Origin of the sequence: Mesorhizobium sp. ES1-1 (assembly GCF_020164785.1) — a bacterium.
Lineage (GTDB): Bacteria > Pseudomonadota > Alphaproteobacteria > Rhizobiales > Rhizobiaceae > Mesorhizobium.
In genome coordinates this window covers 41,096-65,795 of the sequence record NZ_JAIUGX010000005.1, presented here as the reverse complement: position 1 = coordinate 65,795, position 24,700 = coordinate 41,096, and the positions used below count along the sequence as shown (strand labels likewise).

Below are 24,700 nucleotides of genomic sequence, written 5' to 3'. Positions count from 1 at the left end.
CGGTGTCAAGCGGCCGCACCACGTGTTCAATTTCCCGGCTCAGGCGTTAGCCTAGGATTATTTCAGGGCGGCGGGATGGGAGACTTTGCGGGCTCTCTTCGCGATGTCGCGTTTAAAGCGAATGGTGAAACTCCCGCCGCAAGCCGCGCTTGAGTGGGGAGTCAAATTCCAAAGCGAAAACAACACAAAATACAGAAATGGTGGGCCCGGAGGGACTCGAACCCCCAACCAAGCGGTTATGAGCCGCCGGCTCTAACCATTGAGCTACAGGCCCCACGACGGCTGGATTAATGTTTTTCGCATCGCCGCACAAGGCTTTCCCAGAAGGCTTTCGCAGAACGCCCAAATCAACCCATAATCCCTGTTTACGCGACCCGTGCGACTGGATCGCGTACTAAGGAGATTTTCATGACCAGACACCTATTGCCTCTCGCGCTTGCCGCCGCGATCGCCTTTCCGGCGATGGCCGGCGCGGCTGATTTACCGACGCCGCCCCGCATCATTGTCAGCGGCGAAGGCGAGGCCACGGTGGCGCCCGACCTGGCGGTCCTGACACTAAGCGTCATGCGCGAGGCCAAGACCGCGCGCGCCGCGCTCGATGCCAACAATGACGCCATGGCCGCCGTGATCGCGGCGATGAAGTCGTCGGGCATCGTCGACCGCGACCTTCAGACGGCGGGCATCCAGATCAACCCGCGCTACAACTACACCAACAAGCCCGACGGCAGCCAGGATGCCGAGCTTGTCGCCTATCAGGTGACCAATACGCTCTCGGTCCGCGTGCGCGATGTCGACAAGACCGGCGAGGTTCTCGACAAGGCGGTGACACTCGGCGTCAACCAGGGCGGCGGCGTCGCCTTCACCAATGACGACCCGGCAGCCACCGTCAACGAAGCGCGCAAGAGGGCGGTCGCCGACGCCTTGGCGAAGGCCAGGACACTGGCCGAAGCCGCCGGGGTCAGCCTCGGCCGAGTTTTGGAGATCACCGACCAGAACATCGCGCCGGTGCCGATGCCGATCAACGCCAAGGCCTTCGACTCCGCACCCCGCGCGGCAGTTCCGATGCAGGCTGGCGAAAACTCCTACTCCGTGCAGGTCACGGTCACGTTCGAGCTTAAGTAGGCTGCCGCTCCGCGAACAACCTGCCTGCGGCCGAGCGATCGTCCATGGCCGGTATCAAAAAACCCCGCGGGAAATGATCCCGCGGGGCTCTTGGAGCCGCCGCCTTCCGTGGAAAGGGGCTCAGCTAGTCCAGGCGAACCCTCAAGGGGTCATGCCTGCGATCGACAGTCCAGCCGTGACCGGTCTCCCGCTACCCCATGAGGAGTGAACGGGACCCTGACCTCAGCGGTAGATGACCGGGCAGCCGCGCTCGTTGGCGAACACGACGACGACGCGATCCCCATACTGGCGGCCGGCCACCTTCACCGTCCGGCGGTTGACATCGAGGATGCGGACGCGATGCAGGCCCATGCGCTCGGCCTTGCCAAGGGCGCGTTCCGGCGAGCAGCCACGGCGCCATTCGTCGCGGCGCCAGTCATCGCGGCGCCAGTCTTCACGGCGATGGCGGTAACCGTCCTCGCCGACATAGACGCCGACACGCGCATCGTCATTGTTGCCGAGGCCGAGATAGAGATTGTCGGCATGGGCGGGGATTGCCGCCAGTGTGCCGAGACCGACCAGGGCCGAAAGCGCCGCTGTCTTGATCTTGTTGAACATGTCTTCTCTCCTTGTTGCGGGCTGTGCCCGTTCTGGTGAACCAATGGGCGCAGAATGCACTTGCCTGTCTGAACTCTTGACGAACCGCTCGTTCATATGCGGTTCATGTGAAATATAATGGGACGCTCCAGACGTTTCCCCGTACATAGCCGTGCAATGGCGCAAGAACGCCTGATCCGGCGCCCGGTTCCTCCTTCGCCCGCATCGAAGGCGGATCGATCGCTGGCGATCAGGGTTCCTCCGCCAGCATGAAGTCGAAGTAATCCTCCGGTTCGGCAAGATCGGTTTCGCTGGCGTTGACCCGCCCGCGGACCGAAACGCCGGCCTCATGGACCGTGTCGGCGCTGCCCGACAACAATCGGTGCCACCAGTAAAGGTCGCGGCCCTCGGCCACCAGCCGATAGGCGCAGGTGCTGGGCAGCCAACTGATGGTGCGCACATTTTTTGGCGTCAGGCCGACGCAGTCCGGGACACGTGCCAGCCGGTTGGCGTAATCCGAGCACCGGCAGGTCTGGTCGTCGAAAAGCCGGCAGCCGACACTGGTCCAGTAAATCTCGCCGGTATCCTCATCCTCCAGCTTCGACAGGCAGCACTTGCCGCAGCCGTCACACAGCGATTCCCACTCGGCGGGGCTCATCGCTTCCAGCGTCTTGGTTTTCCAGAAAGGCGTATCCATTTGCGGGATGTGGCCTTCGGCGGCGGTGACGTCAAGCGCGGCGGAGCTTGGGAAGGCCGCAACCTCGCGAAAGACACGAAGTTGCCTTCAAAAGGCCGGCCAATAGCCCCTTACCACTCCTATACGCGCTGAACTGGAACCAATCAGCCCACGATCGGTTTCGGCAAGGATGGGACCCCACAAGGAGAATTTTCAATGAAACGCCAACCACGGATTCTGGCAGGCACCGCACTTGGCCTGCTGATGGCATCCGCGCCGTTGGGCGCGTTCCCGCTTCAGGGGAGTGCCGCGTTCGGCCCTATGCAAGGCAGCGCGACACCGCTGATCCTGGCGCAGGACGCACCGGCGGAGGACGGTCAGCAGAGCGACCAGGAGCAGCGGCGCAAGAAGAAGCGCGAGCAGCAGCAGCAGACCGAACAGGCGCCGGCCGCCGAGCAGGCAGCTCCTGCAGAGGAGCAGCAGCCGCGCAGGAAGAAGCGCGACCAGCAGCAGCAGAGCGAGCAGGCGCCGGCCGCCGAGCAGGCAGCTCCTGCAGAAGAGCAGCAGCCGCGCAGGAAGAAGCGCGACCAGCAGCAGCAGACCGAACAGGCCCCGGCCGAACAGCCCGCGGGTGAAGCCCAGCCAGCCAATGACAACCAGGATGTCAAGCCCGGCAGGAAACACAAGCAGGACCAACGCAAGGAAGCGCCGGCGGTCACACCTGAAGCCGCGCCGACGCCGAAACAAGCGCCTGCCGCAGGCGAAGCGCCGGCAACCGAGGCTGAACAACCCTTGGACAGGACAAGGAAGAACGGCAGGAAGCCCGTTGAAGAGCAACCAGCAAATGGTGAGCAGCCGGCGACTGGCGAACAACCCGCCAATGGCGAGAAGCCGGCAACTGGCGAACTTCCGGCCAATGGCAACAAGGTTGCTCCCGCCCAAGGCGAAAACCCCGTGCAGGGCGAGGCGCCCGCCGACCCGAACGCGGCCCCCATCCTGGACAGCCAGAAGGATGCCGAGCGCAAGGAAGGCGGCCGCAGGCGTGACAAGAACGGCCAGCAACAGAACGACGCGCAGGGCTCCCAGCAGGGTGGCAATGAAGCCAACAAGCCGGTGGCTGCTCCGGTCGACCAGGGCCCGCCGCCTGCTGACGACAAGGCCGCCCAGCAGGAGATCAAGCGCGAAAAATTCGTTCCCGTCACCGAGGAGAAGGGCAAGCGGCTCGACCGCGCGCCCGACGAGAACATCCGCGACCGCCGCCGTCCGAAGGGCGTCGACGTGCTTAAGGAGATCGGCGACCGCGTCATCATCCAGTTGGGCGACCAGACGATCGTCCAGAGCAATGATGGCTCGCGCCTGAACCGCGGCGCCAAGGACGTCTATTACGAGGATCTGCCGCAGGGCCGAACTCGTGAAACCGTGCAGCGCGGCAATGGCGTCGAGATCGTCACCATCCGCAACCGCTACGGCGATGTCGTCCGGCGCTCTCGCATCACGCCCGATGGCCGCGAATATGTGCTGAGCTACGTCGACGAACGTGACTATCAGGACGAGGGTGACTGGCGCGATCCCGGCGATGACCTGCCGCCCATGCGGCTGACCATCCCGCGCCGTCAGTACATTCTCGATTCCGAGGAGGTCGAGAGCCCGGACGACTATTACGAGTTCCTCGAACAGCCGCCGGTGGAGAAGGTCCAGCGTCTCTATTCGATCGACGAGGTCAAGCGGTCGGCTCGTGTCCGCGACATCGCCCGCCGCATCGATCTCGACACGTTGAACTTCGAATTCGGCTCGGCAACGATCTCCGACACCGAGGTCCAGAAGCTCGAGGGCGTCGCCAGTGCGATGGAGAAGCTGTTGAAGAAGAACCCAGCCGAGACCTTCCTCATCGAGGGCCATACAGACGCCGTCGGCACGCCGGAGGCCAATCTGGCCCTGTCGGATCGCAGGGCGGAATCGGTCGCCGAGGCGCTCACCAATGCCTTCGGCATCCCGCCCGAAAACCTGACGACGCAGGGCTATGGCGAGGAGTATCTGAAGGTCAACACTTCGGGGCCGAACCGCGAGAACCGTCGCGTCGGCATCCGCCGCATCACCTCGCTGGTGGCACCCGTTGCCAGCAACGAATAGAGTGGTCGTTCAGGAGCTTACCGCAAGCTCCTGAATCACGCTGGTAGACACGGGCCCATCCCGGCTTCCGGGATGGGCCCGTCCCAGGGCCATCATTCGGCCTTGGCAGGAATTACATCGATACCCGCCGCGCTCATTGAATCGGGGGGCGGTCAACACCAGATTGAAGACTGGGCGTTCCCTGCCCCGTCCCGACTCCAGCGGGACGCATTAAGCCCCGCCGGCCCCCTCCGGCGGGGTTTTTTGTTTCGAGGTCCGGCACCTTGCAAAGCGGCGCGACCTGACTGAAATACGGACCGCACCGTCAAGGGAGCCAACCGGAGCAACTCATGAAGCGTCTCGAACTCGCCATTGAATCCATCATCCTGGCCTCTCGCTGGCTGCTGGTGGTGTTCTATCTCGGGCTGGGCGTGGCGCTCGCCATCTATGCCTTGTCGTTCGGCAAGAAGCTCTATGAGTTCATCACCGTGGCCTTCACGCTGGGCGACACCGACACCATCCTAAAGATGCTCGGCCTCATCGACGCGGCGCTGGTCGCCTCCCTGGTGGTCATGGTCATCATCTCCGGCTACGAGAACTTCGTCAGCCGCTTCGACGACCATGATGGCGGCGTGCATTGGCTGGGCACGATCGATGTCGGTTCGCTCAAGGTCAAGGTCGCCTCGACCATCGTCGCCATCTCTTCAATCCACCTGCTGCAGGTGTTCTTGAACTCGTCCTCCTACACCACCCAACAGCTGATGTGGCTGACCATCATCCACCTCGCCTTCGTCCTCTCCGCGCTGATGCTGGCCTATATCGACCGGCTGATGGGCCTGAGCAAAGGCAAGAAGGGCGAGGAAGGCTGACGCCAACAGTGGGGCGCCGTAGCGTCCGAGAATCGCCTCCCCCATCCGTCGCTGCTCCCTCCGCGCCACCTTCCCTCACCGAAGGGAAGGCGGCGTGCCCATTAGATGAGCGTCCGCTCGCGCGTTCCTTTCCCCGCGATCGGGGGTCCGAAGGATGGGCGAGACCCGTGGCTCGCCCCGGCAAGGTGGATCGGCGAAGCCGAGACGGAGTGGGGTCGACCAGCGGCTACCCTCAACGACTATGGCCGACAATGCGGCGCCCCTAAAAGACCGAGCTGATCTGGCTGTTGCTGCCTTCGAACACCTCGTCCGGCACGAAGAAGTCGCCGGCCAGCGGCCCCGTGGCGCCTGGCGAATAGATCGAGAAATCGCTGACGCCCTCGGCGCGCAGCACTTCCTCATCGATGTAGAAATTGCCTGATGTCTCGCGCGATGGCCGCAGGAAGATAGCGTGCGCGGCGTCGGCCATGATGTCCGGAGAGCGGCTCATCGCCGCCACCGTCGCGCCGCCCAGCAGGTTGCGCACCGCCGCCGTGTCGATGGTCGAGATCGGCCACAGCGAATTCACCGCAATGCCATCTTTGGCGAATTCCGCGCTCATGCCCAGAGTGCACATCGACATGCCGAACTTCGCCATCGTGTAGGCGACGTGGTTCTTGAACCATTTGGCTTTCATGTCGAGCGGCGGCGCCAGATTCAGGATGTGAGGATTGGCTGCTAACTTCAGGTGCGGGATGCACATTTTGGACACTAGGAAGGTGCCGCGCGTGTTGATCTGATGCATCAGATCGTAGCGCTTCATGTCTGTCTCGAGCGTGCCGGTGAGCTGGATGGCGCTGGCATTGTTGACGCAGATATCGATGCCGCCGAATGTCTCTACGGTCCTTGCCACCGCCTCGGCCACCTGCGCTTCGTCGCGTATGTCGCACAACACAGGCAGGGCAGTGCCGCCGGCCTCTTCGATTTCTTTCGCCGCCGTGTAGATCGTGCCGGGCAGCTTGGGATGCGGCTCGGCGGTCTTGGCGGCGATCGTGACGTTGGCGCCGTCGCGCGCGGCGCGCAGCGCGATGGCCAGCCCGATGCCGCGCGACCCGCCGGAGATGAACAGCGTCTTGCCCTTGAGCGACATTTTCCCTCCCATGGCTAATCTTGTCGCGCGATCCTTGCCCGTGCCGCCGGCGGATACAAGAGGCCGCGTTGGCAAGCTATGGTGACGCAGCGGAGGCTCGCCGGATCTGCTGGCTCCGTCTTTGCAGGTCGGCAAATCAGCCGAAGGGTGCGATCAGACCAGCACCAGCCCCTGACGCATGGCGATCGCAATGGCGTCCGTGCGGTTGGCGGCCCCCAGCTTGATCAAGATGGCTGCGACGTGGAACTTCGCGGTATGCACGGAAATGTTCAGGCGGCGCGCGATCACCTTGTTGGGCGCGCCTTCAGCCAGGAGCGCCAGCACCTCGGCCTCTCGCGGCGATAGTGTCGGCCGGGTGGCGGGCCCCTCCTCTTGCGGTTCCTCGCCAAACAGCCCTCCGTCATCGCCGGCTCCGCCGGCGTCGCCGCCGAAATCGATATCGTGCTTTGGCGCCGAACGCCCGTCGCTGGAGACCCGGTAGCCGGCCGCCACAAGCCGTATGGCGGCAGCGATCAGATCTGGGTCCGCGCCCAGGGGCAGCACCGCATAGACCTGGCCTTCCGGCTGGCGGTCGCGTACCGACAGCAGCACCTTTGGGGTTGCGCCGTTGCCGGGCCGGTCGATCCATGCGGCGCTGCTGGCGACCGCATCGTCAATGACCACGACATCGGCGATCGCGCCGCCCCCGGCCATGACGGGCAACAGGTCATTCGCCATGGCTAGCGAGGCCGACAGGCGGCCGGCGCGCGCCGCGTCGCGCAGCGCGACCAGCACCACCAGCCGCCGCTCCTCGCTATTGGTCTTGCGCCTCTCCAGAATGTCGCTTTTCATATGTCCTCTCAGCTCAGCGGCTTCTCACCGATGGTCAATGCCATCTCGCGCTGTTCGCCGGCGCGTATCACGCCCAGCGTCACCGATGCGCCGGCGCTGTCGGGGCCAAGCCTGCGGATCAGGTCGCGTGGACCCCGCACGGTCTCGCCGTTCCAGGCCACGATGATATCGCCGAGCGAGAGGCCCGCAGCCTTGGCCGGCCCTTCGTCGTCGAGGCTCACCACCATGGCGCCATCGGCGCCCTGGTCGCGAACCGGATGCAGGCCGGCGCCCAGATAGCCGCGCGCCACATGACCCTTCTCGCGCAGCGTCGCGACCGCGCGCTCGATCGTCTCATAGGGCATTACCAGCGCCTTGTGGCGCGGCCCGAACAACAGCATGCCGATCAGCGCCCCCTTGGCGTCCAGGACCGGACCGCCCTCGAAGCGGCCGCCGGCCCCGACTGCCAGATTGATGCGCCGGTCGATTGTGCCGCCGCGCATCGACCGCCAGGCCGGGCCGACCTCGCCGACCGAACCCGAAACCGCCAGCGACGAACCCTGGCTGCTGCCGATGGCGATGGCGACATGGCCGGGCCGGACCGCGTCCGCCCTGGCCAGCGGGGCGGCATTCACCGCGGTGGTTGGCTTGAGCACGGCGACGCCGGTCGACGGATCGCGGCCGACCAGTTCGGCCTTGACCTTCTCGCCCGAGGCCAGCACCAGTTCGATCTCCTCGCCGGCCTCGACGGCTTCCTCGGCGGTAACGAAATAGCCCTCGCTCCAGTGAAACGCGGTGGCGGTGCGGTGATGGTGCGTTGCAAAGCTCGCCGTCGCCGGCGCCGCGCTCGCGGCGATATTGGCTACTGCCTCCGAAAACGCGGCTAGATTGAACTCACTCATATCGATCTCTCGGTGTTGTTGCATGCCCCAGATATCGCGCGATGGCGCGCCAAGAGGTACTCGCCTGACGGCTAGTTGCCGGTTCGGCTGGCCATGTGGTCAGGTCGCGGCGGTTGTTGCCGCTCCGCACATATAGTGACGATCAAGCCTGAAAACACGGAGCCCGCCATGGCCTTCGCCGCTGCAAAATTGCCAAATGACTACACGCTGCTCGACGCCTATTCCATGACCGTCGCCGATGCGGTCGACCGCATCGGTCCGGCCGTCTGCCGCATTGAGCGCATCGGCGGCCAGGGCGGCCATGGTTCGGGCTTCGTCATCGCGCCTGATGGGCTGGTGATCACCAATTTCCACGTGGTCGGCGATGCGAGGACCGTTCGCGTCTCGATGCCCGATGGCGCCTCCAGCGAAGGCCGCGTGCTCGGCCGCGATCCCGACACCGACATCGCCCTGGTGCGTGCCGATGGCAGCTTCGCCGATGTCGCGCCGCTGGGCGACTCCAAACGGCTGCGGCGCGGCCAGATCGCCATCGCCATCGGCAATCCGCTCGGCTTCGAATGGACCGTCACCTCGGGCGTCGTCTCGGCGCTCGGCCGCTCGATGCGCGCCTCGACCGGCCGGCTGATCGACGACGTGATCCAGACCGACGCGTCGCTCAACCCCGGCAATTCGGGCGGGCCGCTGGTGTCGTCGGCGGGCGAGGTGATCGGCGTCAACACCGCCATGATCCACGGCGCGCACGGCATCGCCTTTGCGGTGGCGTCCAACACCGCCAACTTCGTCATTTCCGAGATCATCCGCTTCGGCCGCGTGCGCCGCGCCTTCATCGGCGTGTCGGCCGACACCACCAACCTGCCGCGCCGCGCGGCACTCCTGTCCCAGGTGTCGACCAGCACGGCGGTGCGGCTGCGCAGCGTCGAAAAGGATGCGCCGGCGGCAAAGGCCGGCTTGAAGGAGGGCGACATCATCGCGGCGATAGACGGCCGCCCCGTGACCGGCGTCGACGATCTTGTACGCATGCTCGACGCCGAGCGCATCGGCCGCGAGACGCTGTGCACCGTGGTGCGCCGCACCGGCGTCAGCCAGGTAACGGTGATGCCAGTGGCGAGGGCCGGTTGAGGCGGCACGCCGCTTGGACCGAAAGGCGGGGGCGTCGCTGAGGCGTCAAGAGGCCTGCGTGGCGGGCTCCGGCTCGTCCTCGGGCACCTCGCCCGGTTCGAACTCGTTGAAGCAGCGCAGCTGGCGCTTGAACCGATCGATGAGCCAGGCTGCGGCAGGCTTGGGGCTGGTGTCGTAGCGCCGCATGGCAAACAGCGGTGAACGCGTTTCGCTGAACGGTTCGAGATCGATTTCCACCAGCCGGCCGCTGGCCAGATCATCGGCGATCAGCCAGCGCGGCAGGCCGCCCCAGCCAAGGCCCTCGCGCATCAGCATATGCTTGGTGCGCATATCAGTGAGCCGCCATGTGCGGTAGGCGAAGACGCCGAAATCGCGCCCCTTTGTGCGTTCGGACTGGTCGGTGACGACGAGTTGCGTGTGCTCGCGAGCATCTTCGATGGCCACCGGTCCGGGCAGCAACGCCAAGGGGTGGGTGGGCGCGGCGGCCAGCACGATCGACATGAAGCCGATGCGCGTGAGATGCACCTCGACATCGCCCAGCAGGCCGCCAATGCCAAGGTCGGCCTGGCCGCTGACGACATGGTCGGGAATCAGGCCGAGCGTGCCGATATGCAAGCGCAGCATGACCGTGGGGAACTGCGCCTCGAACGCCTTCAGCACCCGCACCAGCACCGGCGCCGGCAGCGCCGCGTCCACCGAGAGCGCGACTTCGGCCTCCAGCCCCTGATGGTGGCCGTCGACGCGTGAGCGGATGCGTTGCAGGACGCTGACCATGCGCCTTGCATCCTCGAGCATCGCCTGACCGAATTCGGTCAGCTGTGGCTCGCGCGTGCCCTCGCGCTGGAATAGCTTGAGGCCCAGCTGGCTCTCGAGATTGGCGATGCCGTAGCTGATGACGGACTGGGCGCGGTTCAACCGACGGCCGGCCGCCGAGAAGCTGCCGGTTTCGGCGACGGTGACGAAGATCTGCAGCTGGTCGAGCGTTGGGTTTGGCTGCATGGCTCATCCAGATAGTCGATTGATTATATCGATAATATGCCAGTTTTTCGAATGGGTCAAAAGATCCATATGGACGAGGACAATTCATTTCCAAACTCTGGAGACCTCAGATGTCCATACTTCTCGTAACGTCCAGCCCGCGCGGTGCGGCTTCGCATTCGACGCGCATCGCCACCGAATTCGCCGAGAAACTGATCGCCGCCAATCCGGCGGAGACGCTTGTCGTGCGCGACCTCGTCGCCAACCCGCTGCCGCACATCGACGCGGATTATACGGCCGGCATCTACACGCCTGCCGAGTCGCGAACCGCGCGCCAGGCCGAAGTCGTCGGTGTTTCCGACGCGGTGCTCGACGAACTCTTCGCCGCCGATACGGTGATCCTTGCCACCGGCTTCATCAACTTCAACATTTCCTCGACGTTGAAGTCGTGGCTCGACCACATCGCCCGCTCCGGCAGGAGCTTCGCCTATGGCGAGAACGGCCCCAAGGGCCTCGTTACCGGCAAAAAGGTCTATATCGTCCTCGCCTCGGGTGGCGTCTATTCCGAAGGCGCGGCAGTGCAGTTCGATCATGCAGTACCCTATCTGCGCAGCGTGCTGGGCTTCCTCGGCATGACCGATGTCGAGGTCATCCGCATCGAGGGTGTCGCCATGGGCCCTGACGCGGTAGCCGCCGCGCTCGGCAAGGCAAACGCCAAGGTCGACGCTGTCGTTGCCGCCAGCCGCGCCATAGCGGCCGCCGCGTAACGGCGCCGGATCCAATCCGAACGAAAGGCAGGCCTGCACGCCTGCCTTTCGTCGTCAGGCTTCCTTCGCCTCGTCCTGCCGCACGTCGGAGAGCGGCGGCAGTACGACGGCCGGATGGCGGCCTTCGCGCAGCATCAGGCCGAGGCTGTAGTCGACGGCCAGCTTCATGGCGCCGAGCGCCGTGCCGGCATCGCCAAGAGAACTGACGGCGATGCGCGTCGGCCAGGCAAGCTCCGCCGCCACCTGCTCGACGGTCTGCGTCATCAGCGGGTTCCTGCCGACACCACCGCCAAGCACGATCAGGCCGGGGTCGAGCATGCCGATGCAGCCGGCCGCCAGCCTGCCTATATCGGCGGCATGGCGCGCCACGGCTGCCGCCGCCGGCGCCGAGCCCTCAAGCGCGCGTGCGAAAAGGTCCTTGGCCGAATCGGGTGGCGCGCCTTCCCCGTCTGGCCAGTCGGCGCGGCAGCGCTCGACCAGCGAGCGCGAACCGAGATAATGTTCGAGGCCCTCGCGATAGGGCGTCTCGCTGGCCGACCACGGAAACGGCATGCGGCCGATTTCGCCTGCCGCCCCTCTGGCGCCCCGGAACAGGCGGCCCTCGGTGATGAAGCCGAGGCCGACCCGCACGCCGACCTGCAGGAAGGCGAAGGTCTGGTGGCCTTGCGCCGCGCCGAAATGCATCTCGCCGATGGCCGCGCAGTTGACGTTGTTTTCCAGGATGATCGGTACGTCGACATGGCGGCGCAGATGGCCAAGCACGGCCGACGGTCCACCCGGCCGGTCAAAGCGGTCGTTGGAGACGATGCGCGGCACCGCCACCGCGATGGCACGGAGGGGATTGGGCCCCTTGCCCATCGCAGCCATGGTGGCCTGCGCAACGGACAACACGATCGCGCCGACCTCGTCGGGATCGCTGGCACCGTCTTCAGGTATCGGCTCTTCCGCCGCAGCCAGTGGCTGGGCATCTATCGAATAGGCGACGGCACGCACCTGCGCGGCTCCGACATCGATGCCGATTGCATAGCCCGCACCCGGTCCGATGCCGTAGATCGTCGCTGTGCGCCCGATGGCGCCGCGCTCCCGCCCGCGCGAGGCAACGAGGCCGAGCGCGCTCAGCTCCGACACCGCCGCCGACATGGTCGGCTTCGACAGATCGAGCATCGCGCCGAGCTTCGGCCGCGTCATCGGCCCATGCGCGGCCAGCACCCGCAGCACGGCGCGCGCGCTGTCGGTCAGGTTGGGGATGTCAGCAGCCGCCATCTCAGCCGTCCCACCTCGCTCCGAAATCCCGCCGTCTGTCGAGGAGAGCCCGATCTACTCACGACTCAAGCCCCTATGCTGACCTCAATGCCTCATTGCCGGGCGGTTTGGCAATTTCCATGCTTCCGGGAACAGGGCGTCAGACCTCGGTCGGCGACCATGGCTTCAGCTTCGTATCGGTCTGGCGGTAGCGGAATGTGATGTTGGTCAGGCCGGCGGCGTCCTGCATGTCGCCGACAATAAGCTGAATGGCGATGATCTCCAGGATGGCGTCGGCCATCGCATTGCCGAGCGCCGGAATGGAGATCACCACCAGCCCGTCGGCGGAAGCCACATCGCTGCGCCTAGTCACCAGGACCGAAGGACAGCCGAAGCCGGCAACGTCCTGCGCGATCTTGACCTCGCGGCCATCGCCGATGGCGATCAGCCCGGTTGCCGAGTCCTGCGACTCCATCGGCCCGTGCAGATAGTTCAGCGTATCCCATCCGGACGCCGGTATCCGCACCGCCTCGCGGATCAGCATGGCCGCTTCGCCGGCGTTGGCGAAGCCAATGCCGGCGCCGACAATATCGATGGATGTCCGGCCCCGCAGCAACCGCGCCGCCTCCCCTGCCCGTTGCGTGTCGGAGAGCACGGTTGCGACCGCGGCCGGCAAACCGGTCCAGTCGAAGCCGTTGCCGGCAAGCCTGTCGATCAGCATTCCGAGCGCGAGCAAGGTGCCGGTGTAGCCGGTCGAGCTCGCGCCATTGTCGTCACCCGAATCCGTGGCGAGCACGGCGCCGGTGAGATCGGCCAGCGGATTGTCGGCGCCACGGCAGACCGCGAGGCGCGGTGAAGCCGACGCCTCGCGCATGATGTCGAAGATTTCGCGGCTCTGCCCGGAAGCCGACAGCGCGATGAAGGCATCGGCGGCTTCATCGGTGCGGCCATAGAGATCGGTCGGCGTATAGGCGAAAGCCCTGATGCCGGCGGCGCGCAGATAGAGCGCGCCGGCCAGAGCGGCCTGATAGCTGGCTCCGATGCCTGCCAGGCCGATCGTCTTGCCGGCGAAAGCGCCGAGCTCGAGACCATCCAGCGATCCGGCCACCGAGCGCCGGCCGATCTCGAGACTTTCCGTCTGCCGCGCCACCGCCTGGCGGTAGCCGATACGCTTCATCATTTTCAAACAGCTCCAATTTCCGGGAGGGGCGACCGGCCGAAGAGCAGCCGCTTGGCCAAGGCGACAGCGCCAATCACCGGCGGTTCGCGCAGCAACACCACCTGGCTGGACGGCGAAACCTTCGCCATGGCGTCGACAAAAGCCGTCATCAGCATCGGCTGCTCGGTGATGACGCCGCCACCGGCCACGACAAGGTTGGGATTGGCGCCGCGCCGGATCAACAATTCGACCAGCGCGGCCAGACCCGCCCCACCATCCCTGATGACGCGGATGGCCAGAGGCGAACCGGCCTTTGCCGCATCGAACACGGCATTGGCATAGCGGCCCCAGACGGCAGCGCCACGCGTCTCGTTGAGCAGGATGCCGAGCTTGGTCTGGTCGCCGGTGTCGAGTTCGCGCATCAGCGCTCCGATCAGCGGGTCGCCGCCATCCTCGCCGCGGTCGAACGAGCGGCGGATCGCCTTGGCCGCCTCGCGCACCAGAGCGGCAGCGCTGCCCTCGTCGCCGAGGATCCAGCCCCAGCCGCCGGCGGCCAGCATCCTGCCATCGGCGGTGCGCGCCACGGCGATCGAGCCTGTGCCGGAAACCACGCCGATGCCGTCTAGGTGACCCGCGGCCGGCACCATCAGTTCGGCATCGTTCACCACCTGGACGGCACCGCCGGTCCTTTCGGCCAGCAGCGCCTGGAAGCGAAGGCATTGTTCGCCGGTGTCACAGCCATGCGCGCCGACCGCCAAAGCGGCAGGCGCGACGCCGCCGCACAGATCGGTGACGACGCCCGCCAGCGTGACCGCATCGGTCTCCATCTGGCGGATGCGCCAGCTCTCCGTCACCAGAACCTTGTCGGCGATGGTGCGCTCGCCTCGGCACGCCATCACACGTGTCTTGGTGCCGCCTATGTCCACGCCTGCAATGATTTCCTGGGTCACGAATGTCCACCGCAAAGCCGGTCGAAGCGGGCTGCCTCGCCCAAATCGATATTAGTTAGGAAACTTTACAAACTATCTTTCCAGACGGCAAGAACTATGATTTGATAATCGTCGTAAAAAGCGCATGAAGCGCATTGGGAGATTGCAAACATGAGCAAAAGAAGGATTGGTCTGGCCGTCGCCACCGCGTCTTTCGCATGGGGACTGGCAGCCGGCGTGGCGCATGCCACCGACATTTCGTTCTGGACCTGGCGCCAGGAAGACAAGGCCGCCTACAACGAACTTTTCGCCGATTTCACCAAGGAAAACCCGGACATTCATGTGAAGTTCGAGTCGTTCCCCGACGAGAACTATCCGACGATCGTCTCTACGGCGCTGGCCGCGGGCAAGGGTGGCGATGTCATCCACACCCACGCCTATGGCTGGCTGGAGCAGTTCGTGAAGGCCGGCTATTTCGAGCCGCAGGATCTCAAGACCGTGCCTTCTCTGGCCAACCAGCCCGCCGACGCGCTGATCGCGGGCACCTATCGCGCCGACAAGAAGGTCTATTCGCTGCCCTTCGCCTCGCAGACGCTCGGCCTGTTCATCAACAAGGATGTCTTCGCCAAGGCCGGGCTGACGCCGCCTACGACCTGGGACGAGTTCATCACCGTCAGCAAGGCGCTGAAGGAAAAGGGCATCTATCCCCTCGCCAACGGAATGGGCACCAGCTGGTTCAACGAGATGTTCGTGGCCATCTTCACCAACCCGTTCCTGGGTCAGGATTTTGTCACCGACCTGACATCGGGCAAGACCACTTTCAAGGATCCTCGCTATGTCGCCGCGCTGGGCAAACTGCTCGAGTTGCGTGACTACATGCCCGACGGCTTCGAAGGCATCGACTATGACACCGCCGGACAGCTCTTCATTAGCGGCAAGGCGGCCATGCTCGCCGGCGGCAGCTTCGACATCGCCAGCTACCGCAGCCAGAACCCTTCAATCAACATGGACTTTGTCGCACCGCCGGTGGCCAAGGCCGGCGACGTGCCGCAGGTGACCAAGTTCTTCGACGGTGGCTATGCGGTCAACGCCAAGTCGGCCAACAAGGAGGCGGCGCTCAAGCTGGTCAACTGGATGGGCACCAAGGAGTTCGGCGACAAGTTCTCTGCACTGCTCGGCAACATCTCGCCCATCAAGGGCGTCGTCATCAAGGACGAACTGCTTTCTCATGTCGCCAAGTTGAACGAGACCGCCATGCCGCATATCAATGTCGTCTACTTCCGTTTCGAGAAGCCGACGGGATCGGAACTGCTGCAGGGCGACATCACCAAGATGATGTCGGGTTCGATCACGCCCGACCAGCTGGCCGCCGACCTGACCGACGGCCTTGCAAAATGGTACAAGCCTTTCCAGGGCAAGTGACATGAACAGCGGCCGGCGCCACATCACAAAAGCCTTTCCGTGGCGCCGGTCTCTCTGGATCGCGGCCCTGCTGACACCGGCCCTGATCGTCATGGTCCTCTTCGTGCTGTGGCCGCTGCTGTCCGCCTTCCGCCTCGCCTTCTATGAGTTCAACGGCTTGCAGCCGACCGGATTCATCGGCTTCGAAAACTTCCGCAAGGTGCTGTTCGAACAGCCTTATAGCGGCTGGACCTGGAACGCCTTCAAGCACAACATCATCGCCTTCGTGGCCTTGATGGTGTTCGAGAACGGCACCGCTTTCCTGCTCGCCTACGCCTTGCTCAAGGCCTTGCCCGGACATCGCATCCACCAGGTCATCGTGTTTCTCCCTGTCGTGCTCTCGGCCGTGATCGTCGGCTTCCTGTGGAAACTGTTCCTGCATCCGCTGTTCGGCCTGGTGAACCAGACGCTGGCGCTGGTCGGCATCGGCGCCATTCCGTGGCTGGGCAATGAGCATACGGCGCTGGGCAGCATCCTGTTCGCCAATGTCTGGCATTGGCTGGGCTTCCCCACCCTGGTGCTTCTTGCCGGCATGCAGCGGGTCGGCAAGGAGGTGATCGAGGCCGCCCGTCTTGATGGCGCCGGCGATTATGTCCTGATGACCCGCATCATCTGGCCGCTGATTGCGCCGAGCGTCACGATCGTGACCATCCTGACCTTCATCGGCAGCTTCAACTGGTTCGAAATCCCCTATGTCATGGCGGGCCTCACCGGTTCGCCCGGCGGCGCCACCGACGTGCTGGGCCTCTATTTCTACCGCACCGCCTTCGGCTCGACGACCACGGGCATCCAGGATTTCGGCCAGGGCAGCGCGCTGGCGGTGATGATGTTCATCATCGTGGCCGGGGTCACGGCGATCGCGCTCCGCTTCCTGCGCCGCCGCGAGATCGAGCTATGAGCGCGGCCACCGCCCCCAAGGGTGAGCTGCTGAAGAACGGCGCCATCCAGCTGATGCTGGCGATCAACGCGCTGATCATGGTCTACCCGCTGTTCGTCATGGTGATGTCGTCCTTCAAGACCAATGCCGAGATCTTCTCGTCGCCCTTCGCCCTGCCTGCGCATTTCTCGCTTTCCAACGCCGAGCGGGTTTGGAACGAGACCAACTTCGTGCGCTACCTCGCCAATTCGCTCGGCATCACGGCCGCCGCGGTGGCGCTGATCCTGCTGTTCAGCACGATGGCCGCCTACGCCATTGCCCGCTACCAATTCAGGCTGGGCGCGCTGGTGCTGATGTTTTTCCTGAGCGGCATGACGGTGCCGCTGAAGCTGGCAATCATCCCGCTCTTCATCCAGCTGGATTCGCTCGGACTGGTCGACAGCTATGCCGGCCTTGTGCTGGTCTATGTGGCGATGGGGATTCCTTCGGCCGTATTCATCATGACCGGATTCCTCAGGACCCTGCCCCGCGAGCTGGAAGAGTCGGCGCGCATGGACGGCGCCAGCGAACTGCGCATCATGCGCTCGATCATGCTGCCGCTGGCGCGCCCGGCTCTGGTCATCGTCGCGATCCAGAACGCGGTGCCGATCTGGAACGATTTCTTCTTTCCCCTCGTGCTGATCACCTCGGACGAACTCAAGACCTTGCCGCAGGGCCTGACCGTCTTCGTCGGCGAGTTCACCACCGACTGGGGCGTGCTGTTCACCGGGCTGACCCTTGCGGCACTGCCGATCACCCTGCTCTACATCGTGCTGTCGAAGCAGTTCATCTCCGGCATCACCCAAGGTGCGGTGAAATAGGCCGGCCAATAACGAGGATCCCAGACGTGGCGAACCAGAACAAGATCATCATTACCTGCGCGGTCACCGGCTCGATCCACACGCCGTCAATGTCGCCCCATCTGCCGGTGAGCGCGCAGGAGATCGCGGACGCCGCGATCGGGGCCGCGGAGGCCGGCGCGGCGATCGTCCATCTGCATGCGCGCAACCCGGCCGACGGCAGGCCGGACCAGTCCCCGGAGGCCTTCGCGCCCTTCCTGAAAGTAATCAAGCAGCGCTCGAACTGCGTCGTCAACATCACCACCGGCGGCGCGGCGACGATGAGCGTCGAAGAGCGGGTCAAGCCGGCCGCGACCTTCGCGCCGGAAGTCGCCTCGCTCAACATGGGCTCGATGAATTTCGGCCTTTACCCGATGCTCGAGCGTTTCAAGACTTTCGAGCATGAGTGGGAGCGGCCCTATCTCGAAGGCTCGCGCGACCGCATCTTCCGCAACACTTTCGGCGACATCGAGCACATCCTGCGAACCTGCGCCGAAAACGGCACGCGTTTCGAGATCGAATGCTACGACATCGGTCATCTCTACACGCTCGCCCATTTCGTCGAGCGCGGCCTCGTCAAGGCGCCGTTCTTCGTCCAGAGCGTGTTCGGCATCCTCGGCGGCATCGGCACCCATCCAGAGGACGTCGCCCATATGAAGCGCACCGCCGACCGCCTGTTCGGACAGGACTATCGCTGGTCGGTGCTGGGTGCCGGCCGCAGCCAGTTGCCGATCGCCACCCAGGCCATCGCGCTCGGCGGCAATGTGCGTGTCGGGCTGGAGGACTCGCTGTGGATCGGCAAGGGCCAGCTGGCGAAATCCAACGCCGACCAGGTGCGCAAGGTGCGCCAGATCATCGAGGGTCTCGGCGCCTCGGTGGCCACCCCTGACGAAGCGCGGCAGATCCTTGAACTCAAGGGCGGTGACAAGGTCTCTTTCTGAGGAATTCTCTATGAGCACGGTTAGCATTTCGGGCGTCGAGAAGGCCTATGGCAAGGCGAAGGTCATCCACGGCGTGTCGGTGGACATTGCGTCGGGCGAATTCGTCATCCTCGTCGGCCCCTCCGGTTGCGGTAAGTCGACCCTGCTCAGGATGATTGCCGGGTTGGAGGAGATCAGCGCCGGCGAGATCGCGCTAGACGGCCAGGTGATCAACGACGTCGCGCCGAAGTCGCGCGACATCGCCATGGTGTTCCAGAACTACGCGCTCTACCCGCATATGACGGTGCGCGACAACATGGCCTTCGCGCTGACGCTGAAGAAGGCCGAAAGGCGCGAGATCGACGCAAAGATCGCGCGCGCCGCGACCATCCTGGGCCTGCAGGATCTGCTGGACCGCTATCCGCGCCAGCTTTCCGGCGGCCAGCGCCAGCGCGTCGCCATGGGCCGCGCCATTGTGCGCGACCCCAAAGTGTTCCTGTTCGACGAGCCGCTGTCGAACCTCGACGCCAAGCTGCGCGTGCAGATGCGCACCGAAATCAAGGCCCTGCATCAGCGCCTGGGAACCACCATCGTCTATGTCACCCACGACCAGGTCGAGGCCATGACGATGGCCGACAAGATCGTCGTCATGAATGGCGGCGTCGTCGAACAGGTCGGCGCGCCCCTCGATCTCTACGACCGGCCGGCCAACCTGTTTGTGGCGCAGTTCATCGGCTCGCCGTCGATGAATATCGTACAGGGCCGCACCACGGCTGACGGCTTCACCGCGAGCGACGGCACCGTGTTACCCTCGCCGCCATTCGGCAAGGCGGAGAACGCCATGGCCTGGGGCATCCGGCCCGAACATCTCAGGCTCTCCGACAGCGGCGTGCCGGCGCTGGTCGAAGTGGTCGAACCGACCGGCGCCGAAACCCTCGTCATCGCCAAGGCCGGCGCCAACACCCTGATCGCTTTGCTGCGCGAACGCGTCCCCGTGATACCGGGTCAACACATCTTCCTGGCGCCGGACCTGACGCAATTGCATCTGTTCGACGCGCAGGAACGCCGCATTACGCTGCCGGTCCAGTAGGGCTGGGCCCGGACGAACGTCCGGCGATCGCTAGCCGATAAGATGCCGCAGCAGGCCGGCGGCAAAAACGCCAATCAGCACCGTCGGTAGCATGGAGAGCCGCGTCGCCGCGATCAGGGTGATTGCAAGCGCGATAAGATCGGCGGGGTGGCTCGAAACGAAGGCCGGCGCGATGACCGAGATCAGCACGCAGCCGGGCGCCGCCGCCATCACCGCCGTGGCGCGGACGCCGAGCGGTCGATTGCGCAGCACGATATAGCCGCCGATCCGCGTCAGATAGGTCACGCCGGCCATAAGCGCGATCGTCAGGACAATTGTTGCGTCGATCATGCGTCACTCGCCATCAGCCAGGCAGCAAATAGCCCCGACGCCGCACCGGCCGCGACATACCAGGCGCCGGGAACGAAGAGGTAGACAAGGGCCGCAACGACGAGGCTGACCAGCCAGGGCCGCGCCGCCGCCATGCCGGTCCACATGCCACGCATCAGCACGAGGAAGACGGCCGGAAACGCCATGTCGAAACCGTAAGCCTCGACATCTCCCAGCACCGGCCCGAGCAAGGCGCCGAGCGTGGTGAAGCCGACCCAGGTGGCATAGACGGCGAGCGACGCGCCCATATAGTAGGGCAGGCTGAACGCGGGGACGGTCCCGTCCGCAGCGCGCCGCCGGGCGTCAGCCAGGCCAAGCGCCCAGCTTTCGTCGCATAGGAAGAACAGCGCCGGAAACGCCTTGCGCCGCGGCAAGTCGCGCAGGAATGGCGCAAGGGCCGCGCCCATCAGCAGATGACGGCTGTTGACGAGGAACGTGACGGCGACAATGAGCAGGATGTGCGGCGGCGAGGTCCACAGTTGGATCGCCGCGAATTCCGAGCCGCCGGCGAAATTCAGGCCGGTCATCGTCGACAATTCCAGCGCGCTCAGCCCCTTCTGCGTCGCCTGCGCGCCCAGCACCAGCGCATAGGGAATGGTGCCGAGCAGCACTGGGCCGCTTGACGCTACGCCGCGGCGCAGCTCGGATCGCGGCGCATCGGCCCGGGCTTCGGCGGACTGTAACATGCTCATGCCTTGCGATCGGCAAGCTCGCCGCCTGCCGCCTTTGGTTGCGTCTGCTCTCGGATGATGTCGGAGCAACCATAGCCATTTCGGACCGCAATTTGGTTGCAAAGATTGTCAGAATTTATTTCAAATTGGCATGCTATGCTAGGAAAGAGCTGACAGTTGGAATTATTGGCCATGAAATTGGATGAGATCGACAAGCGGATTCTGCGCGCGCTGCAACGCGACGGGCGCATGGCCAACAATGATCTGGCCAGCGAAGTCGGCCTGTCGCCTTCGCCTTGCCTGCGGCGGGTCAAGCTGCTGGAGGAAGCCGGGATCATCGATGGTTACGTCGCCGTGCTCAACCCGGCGAAGATCGGCAAAAGCCTCACCTTCTTCACCCGGATCTGGCTGAAGACGCAGGACGAGGACACGATCGCGCATTTCGCGACCGAAGTGGCCAAGCTGCCCCAGGTCATGGAATGCTATCTGATGCTTGGCGATTGCGACGCCATGGTGCGCGTCGTGGCGGCCGATATCGACGATTACCGCCGCTTCCAGTCGGAGCATCTGAGCCGGATCCGGGGTGTCCAGAACGTCAAGACCGACGTGCCGAGCTGGACGATCAAGCAGACGTCGGAACTGCCGATCTGATCCGGGCAGGTTGCCTCCCCGCCCTTCGAGGATAAAATCGAGGCCGATTGTAGGACCGGCGAGGCCGACGCCGTCCTTGGGAGGCAGCACGCAAAGCGTTGCGCGGCGGGACAAAGAAAAAACTTCGGAAGCGAAAGGACAAAACATGGCAATCGCAAAGAACACGATCTGCGTTTGGTATGACAAGGACGCAGAGGCCGCAGCCCGGTTTTACGCCGAGACCTTTCCCGGCAGTTCGGTGGGAGCCGTGCACCGCGCTCCCACCGACTATCCGTCCGGCAAGGCTCAAGATGTCCTGATGGTAGAATTCACCGTTGCGGGCATTCCGTGCCTCGGCCTCAATGGCGGGCCGATGTTCAAGCACAGCGAGGCCTTCTCCTTCCAGATCGCCACGGATGACCAGGAGGAGACGGACCGCTACTGGAACGCCATCGTCGGCAATGGCGGCCAGGAAAGCGCGTGCGGCTGGTGCAAGGACCGCTGGGGTATTTCCTGGCAGATCACGCCGCGTGTGTTGACCGAGGCCATGGCCGCCGGCGGCGCCGAGGCCAAGAGGGCGTTCACGGCGATGATGGATATGCGCAAGATCGATGTGGACGCGATCGAGGCAGCGAGGCGGGGCTGAGCTGTCGCACCCGCAGTCAAGCAGGGCGCTAGCTGAAGACCCGCTCGCCCTGCTCGTCCACCAGTTGCATGCCCTTCTTGATCGAGATGTCGACGGCATCATCGAGCCCGGCGAAGCGGTCGGCGCGGATGAATTTGTGTTCCTTCACCACGCCGTCGATCTCCTTAGAAACAATGCCGCAGGTCTGGTATTGACCGTCCGTCTTGTAGGGCGTGGCGCTTATCAGGAAGCCCTTGTGCTCGACCTGCTTGGCCGGCGCCGTGCTCTTTGGAGCGGCCGCTTCGCCATCGCCACCACCGCCGAAAAGACGCTTCAGAAAAGACATGGGCTTCCTCCAACAGCATTCATCCCGCGCAACTAGGATTGCGCGGGATGAATTTCACTATCGGTCCTTTGCGCAACGGGCAAGGGCCGGCGGAAGGGAGCCCTGTTACTTGCGCGACAGCGCTTCCAGGGCCTCGGCGGCGCCTTCGAGGATAGCGATGGCTTCCGCCTGCTTTTCAGGGGAGGCATCGACAAAATCGCCAAGTGCCGCCCGCAAACGGTGGCGCACGGCACGAAACTCGTCGCGCGCTTCAGAACGGCCGCCCCGGCCTTCGCGCCGGCCCTCGCCCTCATCGTTCCAGCCGAACCAGTCGCGCGCCTTGGCCATCTTGCGGCCGAAGCGCTCAAGGTGCTCGAGCACGCCGTCGATCATCTCGCGATTGTCGGCAAGATGCGCCTGGCCGGCTTCGGTAATCGAAAACACCTTCTTGTTGCCGTCGGCTGTAGAGGCGGCATAGCCGGCCTCCTCCAGGAATGTCAGCGTCGGATAGACCACGCCGGGGCTTGGACTATAGATGCCGCTGGTGCGCTCCTCCAGCGCCTTGATGATGTCGTAGCCATGGCGCGGCGCCTCGGCCAGCAGCGACAGCGTAATCAGCTTGAGGTCGCCATCGGCCAGCATGCGCCCGGCGCGGAACAGGTCGCCCGGCCCGCCGCGTCCGCCGCCACCCCGGCCGCCGAACGGGCCGGAACCGCCGCCGCGGCCGCCGAACTTGCCGGCCATATGCATGAACATGCGCTCGCCGAAATGATGATGTCCGAAATGATTGTGCATGAGTTTCTCCTTGAGTTGTATCTTACGATATATCTCAATTAGGGAAGTACAGTCGACGAGTCAAGATATATCTTACGATGTATCTGATCTTCGACGCTCCCCTAGCGGAAGGGGTGCAACTGCTTTTCGAGAAGGACGCGCTACGCGACAGGCAGGATCACCAGCGGCCTTGGCGCCGGTTCCAGGCGTAGAGCAGGGCGGCAAAACGATCATAGGCAAAGCGGGTCAGCGGCAATGCGATCGGATTGCCGAACAGGGATGCCAGCCAGCTCTCGCCCGGCGTGGCCTCCCAGACCGCGATCGCCACATCGGCGCCGGCCAGCAGGCGGCCCTGCCCATCTGTCGCATGAAGTCGCCGGCGTATATCCTCCAGCGAGGCGCCAAAACGGGCAAGGGCTGCCGGCTCCAGATTGATGTCGCGAAATTCAATCCGACCGGCCCGTATGGCTGTGAGAAGCCGCCGCTTCTGCCGACCGATGCCGGCGTTGCAGACCGGGCATCGCGTGTTGTACCAGACGGTCAGATCAGGACTGCTCTCTTGCTCGGGCATCATCCTCAGCCGTGGCCATGCCGATGGTGCAGGTCTGGATAGTGCGGATGCCGGTGGCGCATCGGAGCATGCCGGTGCCAATGCGAATGCGGTTCGCTGACCGGGCCGTCATGATGGTGCTGGTGGTGCTCGTCATGCACATGGCTGTGCTCGTGTTCCAGTGTCTCGTGGTCGTGCTCATGCTCATGGCGCTCCGACAGATGCAGCCACAAACCGACACCCATCAGGAATCCGGCCATCGCCAGCTTGACCGTGACGGAATCGCCAAGGATGGCGATCGCCAGCAGCGCGCCGATAAACGGCGCCAGCGAATAATAGGCCCCGGTCCGCGCGGTGCCGAGATGGCGCAACGCCAGGATGAACATCACCAGGCTGACGCCGATGCCGAGGAAGCCGACGGCCGCGGTCGCAGCGACGATCGACGCCGCGGGAAAAGATGCGCCGTCGGCAAGCGCCAGCCCGACATTGACGACGCCCACCACCAGACCCTTGAGCATGGCGACCACCACCGGGTCGGTCGCCGAGATCATGCGGGTGAAATTGTTATCGATCCCCCATGCCACACAGGCTCCCACCACCAGCAGGGCGCCCGGATTGAGGGCAACGCCATTGCCATCCCACGATAGCAGCACCGCGCCGGCTAGAATGGCAAAAGCGCCGAACAGCAGGCGGCGATCGACATTTTCGCGGTAGGCAAGCCAGGCGATTGCCATCGTTGCCAGCCCTTCCACGTTAAGCAGCAATGCAGAACTGGATGCCGTGTTGAGGCTGAGGCCGTACATCAGCAGCACGGGCGCGACGACACCACCCATGCCGATCGCTAAGGCGAGCCAGGGAATATCCCCGCTCCTCAGTTGCGCTTCGCCGTCCATGGCCTGCTTGCCCCGAAGCAGGCGATACAAGGCAAGGCCAACACCGGCGCCAAGATAGAGCAGGCCGGCAAGCATGAACGGATTGACCGTAACAAGCAGCAGCTTGGAGAGCGGCGGCGTCGCCCCGAACAGCGCGGCCGAGCCAAGCGCAAGCGGCACGCCGGGCCACAGATGGGAGTGAGAATGCGATTGCGACATATCTGCATCCTACCACGGCATGGCGCGGGGCCACGCTCAAATGAAAAAGGGC

General features: G+C 64.5%; 27 protein-coding genes and 1 tRNA gene. 12 read left to right on the top strand and 16 right to left on the bottom strand.

Annotated elements, in window-relative coordinates; all coding sequences use genetic code 11:
* Nucleotides 1–198: 198 nt before the first annotated feature.
* Nucleotides 199–274, bottom strand: a tRNA-Ile gene (locus LB513_RS10455).
* Between the two features lie 134 nt (nucleotides 275–408).
* Here LB513_RS10455 and LB513_RS10450 point away from each other — a divergent pair.
* Complete coding sequence (locus LB513_RS10450; RefSeq protein ID WP_224663416.1) at nucleotides 409–1,122, top strand: SIMPL domain-containing protein; 714 nt, start codon at nucleotides 409–411, stop codon at nucleotides 1,120–1,122.
* A gap of 222 nt (nucleotides 1,123–1,344) precedes the next feature.
* On the opposite strand, the gene LB513_RS10445 is transcribed toward LB513_RS10450, so the two are convergent.
* Complete coding sequence (locus tag LB513_RS10445; RefSeq protein WP_224663415.1) at nucleotides 1,345–1,719, bottom strand: hypothetical protein; 375 nt, start codon at nucleotides 1,717–1,719, stop codon at nucleotides 1,345–1,347.
* A 229-nt stretch (nucleotides 1,720–1,948) separates the two neighbouring features.
* Nucleotides 1,949–2,395, bottom strand: a complete 447-nt coding sequence (locus LB513_RS10440; RefSeq protein WP_224663414.1) for a YcgN family cysteine cluster protein — start codon at nucleotides 2,393–2,395, stop codon at nucleotides 1,949–1,951.
* A gap of 195 nt (nucleotides 2,396–2,590) precedes the next feature.
* On the opposite strand from LB513_RS10440, the gene LB513_RS10435 reads away from it, so the two are divergent.
* Both LB513_RS10435 and LB513_RS10430 read left to right on the top strand, forming a co-directional pair.
* Nucleotides 2,591–4,504, top strand: a complete 1,914-nt coding sequence (locus LB513_RS10435) for an OmpA family protein (RefSeq protein ID WP_224663413.1) — start codon at nucleotides 2,591–2,593, stop codon at nucleotides 4,502–4,504.
* Nucleotides 4,505–4,833: 329 nt separating this feature from the next.
* Nucleotides 4,834–5,352, top strand: a complete 519-nt coding sequence (locus LB513_RS10430; protein WP_224663412.1) for a TIGR00645 family protein — start codon at nucleotides 4,834–4,836, stop codon at nucleotides 5,350–5,352.
* 262 nt (nucleotides 5,353–5,614) lie between these two features.
* On the opposite strand, the gene LB513_RS10425 is transcribed toward LB513_RS10430, so the two are convergent.
* The 3 genes from LB513_RS10425 to LB513_RS10415 form a co-directional block, all read right to left on the bottom strand.
* On the bottom strand, nucleotides 5,615–6,481 hold the full coding sequence (locus LB513_RS10425) for an SDR family oxidoreductase (protein WP_224663411.1): 867 nt from the start codon (nucleotides 6,479–6,481) through the stop codon (nucleotides 5,615–5,617).
* A gap of 153 nt (nucleotides 6,482–6,634) precedes the next feature.
* Nucleotides 6,635–7,312, bottom strand: a complete 678-nt coding sequence (locus LB513_RS10420) for a helix-turn-helix transcriptional regulator (RefSeq protein ID WP_224663410.1) — start codon at nucleotides 7,310–7,312, stop codon at nucleotides 6,635–6,637.
* 8 nt (nucleotides 7,313–7,320) lie between these two features.
* Nucleotides 7,321–8,193, bottom strand: coding sequence for a S1C family serine protease (locus tag LB513_RS10415; protein ID WP_224663409.1), 873 nt, complete (start codon nucleotides 8,191–8,193; stop codon nucleotides 7,321–7,323).
* A 168-nt stretch (nucleotides 8,194–8,361) separates the two neighbouring features.
* Here LB513_RS10415 and LB513_RS10410 point away from each other — a divergent pair, with 168 nt between their 5' ends.
* Entirely contained in the window at nucleotides 8,362–9,312 is a 951-nt protein-coding gene (locus tag LB513_RS10410; RefSeq protein WP_224663408.1) for a S1C family serine protease, read from the top strand.
* A gap of 45 nt (nucleotides 9,313–9,357) precedes the next feature.
* Here the strand turns inward: LB513_RS10410 and LB513_RS10405 are convergent, their stop codons facing one another.
* Nucleotides 9,358–10,311: a LysR family transcriptional regulator gene (locus tag LB513_RS10405; protein ID WP_224663407.1), complete on the bottom strand. Its 954-nt coding sequence runs from the start codon at nucleotides 10,309–10,311 to the stop codon at nucleotides 9,358–9,360.
* Nucleotides 10,312–10,421: 110 nt separating this feature from the next.
* Here LB513_RS10405 and LB513_RS10400 point away from each other — a divergent pair, with 110 nt between their 5' ends.
* Nucleotides 10,422–11,057 carry an FMN-dependent NADH-azoreductase gene (locus tag LB513_RS10400; protein ID WP_224663406.1) on the top strand — a complete coding sequence of 212 codons (636 nt, stop codon included), beginning with the start codon at nucleotides 10,422–10,424 and terminating at the stop codon, nucleotides 11,055–11,057.
* Between the two features lie 54 nt (nucleotides 11,058–11,111).
* On the opposite strand, the gene LB513_RS10395 is transcribed toward LB513_RS10400, so the two are convergent.
* The 3 genes from LB513_RS10395 to LB513_RS10385 all read right to left on the bottom strand — a co-directional run bounded on the left by LB513_RS10395 (nucleotide 11,112) and on the right by LB513_RS10385 (nucleotide 14,408).
* Nucleotides 11,112–12,320: an ROK family transcriptional regulator gene (locus tag LB513_RS10395; protein ID WP_224663405.1), complete on the bottom strand. Its 1,209-nt coding sequence runs from the start codon at nucleotides 12,318–12,320 to the stop codon at nucleotides 11,112–11,114.
* 139 nt (nucleotides 12,321–12,459) lie between these two features.
* Nucleotides 12,460–13,479: an SIS domain-containing protein gene (locus LB513_RS10390; protein ID WP_224663404.1), complete on the bottom strand. Its 1,020-nt coding sequence runs from the start codon at nucleotides 13,477–13,479 to the stop codon at nucleotides 12,460–12,462.
* A 2-nt stretch (nucleotides 13,480–13,481) separates the two neighbouring features.
* Entirely contained in the window at nucleotides 13,482–14,408 is a 927-nt protein-coding gene (locus LB513_RS10385; protein ID WP_224663403.1) for a BadF/BadG/BcrA/BcrD ATPase family protein, read from the bottom strand.
* A gap of 150 nt (nucleotides 14,409–14,558) precedes the next feature.
* Here LB513_RS10385 and LB513_RS10380 point away from each other — a divergent pair, with 150 nt between their 5' ends.
* The 5 genes from LB513_RS10380 to LB513_RS10360 are packed head-to-tail and all read left to right on the top strand — an operon-like array spanning nucleotide 14,559 to nucleotide 19,613.
* Nucleotides 14,559–15,809 (top strand): extracellular solute-binding protein, encoded by a 1,251-nt coding sequence (locus LB513_RS10380; protein WP_224663402.1) that lies wholly within the window; start codon nucleotides 14,559–14,561, stop codon nucleotides 15,807–15,809.
* A gap of 1 nt (nucleotide 15,810) precedes the next feature.
* A complete protein-coding gene (locus tag LB513_RS10375) occupies nucleotides 15,811–16,746 on the top strand; it encodes a carbohydrate ABC transporter permease (RefSeq protein WP_224663401.1) in 936 nt (311 codons plus the stop codon).
* Entirely contained in the window at nucleotides 16,743–17,585 is an 843-nt protein-coding gene (locus tag LB513_RS10370; RefSeq protein ID WP_224663400.1) for a carbohydrate ABC transporter permease, read from the top strand. The genes LB513_RS10375 and LB513_RS10370 overlap by 4 nt, the downstream gene beginning before the upstream one ends.
* A gap of 26 nt (nucleotides 17,586–17,611) precedes the next feature.
* Entirely contained in the window at nucleotides 17,612–18,544 is a 933-nt protein-coding gene (locus tag LB513_RS10365; protein ID WP_224663399.1) for a 3-keto-5-aminohexanoate cleavage protein, read from the top strand.
* A 10-nt stretch (nucleotides 18,545–18,554) separates the two neighbouring features.
* The gene (locus tag LB513_RS10360) at nucleotides 18,555–19,613 is read left to right on the top strand and encodes an ABC transporter ATP-binding protein (protein WP_224663398.1); all 1,059 of its coding nucleotides are present in this window, start codon (nucleotides 18,555–18,557) and stop codon (nucleotides 19,611–19,613) included.
* A gap of 30 nt (nucleotides 19,614–19,643) precedes the next feature.
* On the opposite strand, the gene LB513_RS10355 is transcribed toward LB513_RS10360, so the two are convergent.
* Together LB513_RS10355 and LB513_RS10350 are read right to left on the bottom strand one after the other, a co-directional pair.
* On the bottom strand, nucleotides 19,644–19,943 hold the full coding sequence (locus LB513_RS10355; protein ID WP_224663397.1) for an AzlD family protein: 300 nt from the start codon (nucleotides 19,941–19,943) through the stop codon (nucleotides 19,644–19,646).
* Nucleotides 19,940–20,674, bottom strand: coding sequence for an AzlC family ABC transporter permease (locus LB513_RS10350; protein ID WP_224663396.1), 735 nt, complete (start codon nucleotides 20,672–20,674; stop codon nucleotides 19,940–19,942). The genes LB513_RS10355 and LB513_RS10350 overlap by 4 nt, the downstream gene beginning before the upstream one ends.
* A gap of 171 nt (nucleotides 20,675–20,845) precedes the next feature.
* On the opposite strand from LB513_RS10350, the gene LB513_RS10345 reads away from it, so the two are divergent.
* A complete protein-coding gene (locus LB513_RS10345) occupies nucleotides 20,846–21,304 on the top strand; it encodes an Lrp/AsnC family transcriptional regulator (protein ID WP_224663395.1) in 459 nt (152 codons plus the stop codon).
* A 151-nt stretch (nucleotides 21,305–21,455) separates the two neighbouring features.
* Complete coding sequence (locus tag LB513_RS10340; RefSeq protein ID WP_224663674.1) at nucleotides 21,456–21,929, top strand: VOC family protein; 474 nt, start codon at nucleotides 21,456–21,458, stop codon at nucleotides 21,927–21,929.
* A gap of 28 nt (nucleotides 21,930–21,957) precedes the next feature.
* Here LB513_RS10340 and LB513_RS10335 read toward each other — a convergent pair whose 3' ends face one another.
* The 4 genes from LB513_RS10335 to LB513_RS10320 all read right to left on the bottom strand — a co-directional run bounded on the left by LB513_RS10335 (nucleotide 21,958) and on the right by LB513_RS10320 (nucleotide 24,648).
* On the bottom strand, nucleotides 21,958–22,254 hold the full coding sequence (locus LB513_RS10335) for an HlyU family transcriptional regulator (protein WP_224663394.1): 297 nt from the start codon (nucleotides 22,252–22,254) through the stop codon (nucleotides 21,958–21,960).
* Nucleotides 22,255–22,359: 105 nt separating this feature from the next.
* Nucleotides 22,360–23,028 carry a PadR family transcriptional regulator gene (locus LB513_RS10330; RefSeq protein WP_224663393.1) on the bottom strand — a complete coding sequence of 223 codons (669 nt, stop codon included), beginning with the start codon at nucleotides 23,026–23,028 and terminating at the stop codon, nucleotides 22,360–22,362.
* Nucleotides 23,029–23,185: 157 nt separating this feature from the next.
* Nucleotides 23,186–23,578 (bottom strand): thiol-disulfide oxidoreductase DCC family protein, encoded by a 393-nt coding sequence (locus tag LB513_RS10325; RefSeq protein ID WP_224663392.1) that lies wholly within the window; start codon nucleotides 23,576–23,578, stop codon nucleotides 23,186–23,188.
* Between the two features lie 5 nt (nucleotides 23,579–23,583).
* On the bottom strand, nucleotides 23,584–24,648 hold the full coding sequence (locus LB513_RS10320; protein WP_224663391.1) for a DMT family transporter: 1,065 nt from the start codon (nucleotides 24,646–24,648) through the stop codon (nucleotides 23,584–23,586).
* Nucleotides 24,649–24,700 lie beyond the last annotated feature (52 nt).